Below are 3003 nucleotides of genomic sequence, written 5' to 3' on the forward strand. Positions count from 1 at the left end.
GAACCGAACACCATCTGGAAGTGTCCTAGATGGGTAAGTTTCGGACAACGGTTAAGGCAGGTGTTTAGAGTTCACTATCTATGGGGCGTCACCCCGTATTGGGATTTACAAGATGGTACAACTGACTGGGTCATTTGGAAGGATGGAAGTTGGCATCCGGCATTTCCTTCGAGTGGGGGATTAGCTAAAGTTCCAACAAAAGATGTGACACGGGATATGTCACTGTCAATTGCTGCCACAGGTGCCGCATGGCGTCAATCAGTGGGTATGGGTTGGACCATATATACCTCATTAATTAATTTTTTTCTATTTGGTGGTGGATAATATGTTTGAGCACAAAAATACAAAACGTTTAGCGACTGTTTTTAGAGGTATAAGCATAGCCTGTTTTTTGATTCCCATAATATTAATTTCCTGGTCTTTAGACGTTGGTTCTTGGTATGAACTAATGCTATTTGGGTTGGTAGGTCAAGGATTTTTATCAACCCCCATGTTTATCTATTTGATGTCGACACTTACGTCTCGGTTAAGTTCCTATCGGCAATAAAGTTTCTGCTATTTATTTCAAGCATTGTTCTGATTGGATTTTTTACTGGTTTCTTCGGACAATTTCTTTGGGATGTATCACCGGTTGCTAAAGAGTTCAGAGAAGCTAAAGATAAATTTCTGCGGGTTCTGGCTAAGTGGAGGAAAGAAAAGCCCGTTAAACTCGTAATCGGAATTTCAAGTTTGGTAGCTACATACTTGCTTGTGATAATATTCCTCCAAGCTATTATACTCCCCCCGGATTTAGGCTACTACCTTGTTGGGTTCGGATCAGCCCCCTTTCATAAGTGGGTTGCACTGCCAAGCGTTCTCCTCCTCGTTCCTTCTCTTTCCCTCTCAGTCTGGTTTCAGATAAGTGTTGCCAGTGATGCTCGCCACCTATAAAAAGTAGTGTCAATGGAAGCATAGCACAAATTCGATTAAATTTCACCTAAACTCAAACTTGACAGTCCTACTGTTTACTTGCCACACGCGCTCTCGACGCTTCGCAGAATCCAAACAATTATCCAATTCACAAGTCGCTTCCTAATTTCTCACGTTGTTGATATTAACTCTACTGATTTTGCATTAATGCCTTAATTTTTATTAGTTTTTATGCTATGGTTTGTGGAGAGGGAATAAAAAATGCATGGTATCCTTGGAACACTTGTCTGCTTCTCTTTATACTTCGGTTAACAACGAGTTCATTTATTTATTTTTTATTACTTTAGTATAAAGGGGTGAGAAATATGGTTAAGAAATCTGAAAATTATAAGAGTTCGGGAGACCGGGGACCTATAATCAATAAGGCTTCCCTGCTCCTTATTCTAGATTTGCTGGCGTTTGTAGCTCTGGTTATCCTTTCTCCGTTTCTCTTCTCGGGATTGCCCCGCGGCGATTTCTCCCCTATGTTTTTCTTGAATTACTTTCCAAGACAGGAGCTTGCTTTTGTGCTGATGGTTTTGTTTGTCTTGGTTACGGCTCCTTTGCCCTTGCTTATATTCTATACTCCTATCCATATCCGGGTGTCTAATCGTTACGAGAACCATGGGGAGGTTTGGTCTTTAATAAAAAGGGTTGTAAAGCAAAACTACCGAAGAAACATCATGTTCATTCTCGCACCAGCATTATCTATGATATCTGTTCTGTTAGGGTCTTTAGGCTTTATAGTGATTTACCTTCTGGTTGACTCCTCATCATCCTTATGGGTTTATATTTCACTCATAATTTTTCTCGTAGAGCCAACGCTTTTACTACCTCTTGATAGGGCCGAGAATGCTATAATCCAAGAAATTAAAAACATTCCCTGAGCCTATACTGACTAAACAGTTACAAACAAGTACGCAAGTATTAATAGATCTTCATAATATTTCCGCAGACACAATTTTTATTTACTGGTTTTACCCAATTTTTCAAAGGGAGGACCTATTGTGGCTGATTCTACAAGCTTCACGGAGATTAGAAAGACAGCGGTTAACTGTCTAGTCGAGGAACTAGGTGAGAAGCTTCTTGGACTAGCTCTTTTTGGAAGCGTGGCACGAGGAGAGGGAAGCGAGAGGAGCGACCTAGACTTCTTCGTAGTTACACGAGGAGTTGAAGGGGACCGCGTGCAGAGAAAAAGGAGGATGTATCGCATCCTCGCCCCGGTCTACAAGAGGTTTAGGAGGGATATCTCAGTCTACACTCTAGAAGAGAGCGAAATCACGGATGTTACGCCTCTTCTCATAAACGTCGCCTACGATGCAGTAATATTATTCGACCCAGAAGGATATCTTGAAAAGTTTTTTGCGCAAGTAAGAGAGGCTGTGAGAAAGGCTGGGCTTGCACCGTACAGGACTAGGGACGGAAAAATCGGATGGAAACCGGTGAGAAAGCTAGAGTGGGGAGAAATAATTGAGGTGAAACTTTGAACTCAGAAGAAGAAGCCAAATATCGACTCACCTTAGCCGATGGATACCTGAGAAGAGCCGAGGAAGCCTCAACCCGTGGAGACCACTTCTCAGTTATTTCAAATTCCCAGCTAGCAGTAGAAAACTCGGCAAAATCGGTTATCTCCTGTTTTAGAATTCCTAGCTGGAGTCACGATCCAAGTAGCGAACTCTTAGAAGTAATTGAGGAGAACAAAGACAAAATTGAGAAAAGAATCGAGATTAACGTTTACCATGAACTCAGCACTCTAGCATCTCACTCCAGCGACCTAGCACCCGAACATGGGAGAATGTCCTATGGAGACCCCAGCCTAAAAGTACCGCCATGGGATTTAGCAAACGCGCAAAGAGCTAGCGAAGCCCTGAGCTATGCTCAGCACTCCGTGAAAATTGCAAAAGAGTTTATCCAAAAATGGTTTTAACAGTGTTTAAAAAAGTTATGTACAAGAATCCAGGATGGTGTCACTAAAATCTTTAAAAATATTTGAATCTTAAAAGCTTTGGGACAAAATTAGTTGCTATTCCTTCAAAAGTCCCTTCGCTAGAACGT

At 41.7% G+C, this 3003-nt stretch carries 5 protein-coding genes; 4 read left to right on the forward strand and 1 reads right to left on the reverse strand.

Going from position 1 to position 3003, the window contains the following annotated elements:
- Positions 1-324: hypothetical protein (locus tag ACUVXA_RS18925; protein WP_445872847.1), on the forward strand; the 324-nt coding region annotated here is incomplete at its 5' end.
- A 448-nt stretch (positions 325-772) separates the two neighbouring features.
- On the opposite strand, the gene ACUVXA_RS18930 is transcribed toward ACUVXA_RS18925, so the two are convergent.
- Positions 773-976: a hypothetical protein gene (locus ACUVXA_RS18930; RefSeq protein ID WP_445872848.1), complete on the reverse strand. Its 204-nt coding sequence runs from the start codon at positions 974-976 to the stop codon at positions 773-775.
- A gap of 298 nt (positions 977-1274) precedes the next feature.
- Here ACUVXA_RS18930 and ACUVXA_RS18935 point away from each other — a divergent pair, with 298 nt between their 5' ends.
- The 3 genes from ACUVXA_RS18935 to ACUVXA_RS18945 all read left to right on the forward strand — a co-directional run bounded on the left by ACUVXA_RS18935 (position 1275) and on the right by ACUVXA_RS18945 (position 2875).
- Complete coding sequence (locus ACUVXA_RS18935) at positions 1275-1835, forward strand: hypothetical protein (protein ID WP_445872849.1); 561 nt, start codon at positions 1275-1277, stop codon at positions 1833-1835.
- Positions 1836-1955: 120 nt separating this feature from the next.
- A complete protein-coding gene (locus ACUVXA_RS18940) occupies positions 1956-2435 on the forward strand; it encodes a nucleotidyltransferase domain-containing protein (RefSeq protein ID WP_445872850.1) in 480 nt (159 codons plus the stop codon).
- Positions 2432-2875: a HEPN domain-containing protein gene (locus tag ACUVXA_RS18945; protein WP_445872851.1), complete on the forward strand. Its 444-nt coding sequence runs from the start codon at positions 2432-2434 to the stop codon at positions 2873-2875. The genes ACUVXA_RS18940 and ACUVXA_RS18945 overlap by 4 nt, the downstream gene beginning before the upstream one ends.
- Positions 2876-3003 lie beyond the last annotated feature (128 nt).

It is taken from the genome of Candidatus Jordarchaeum sp. (assembly GCF_052745115.1).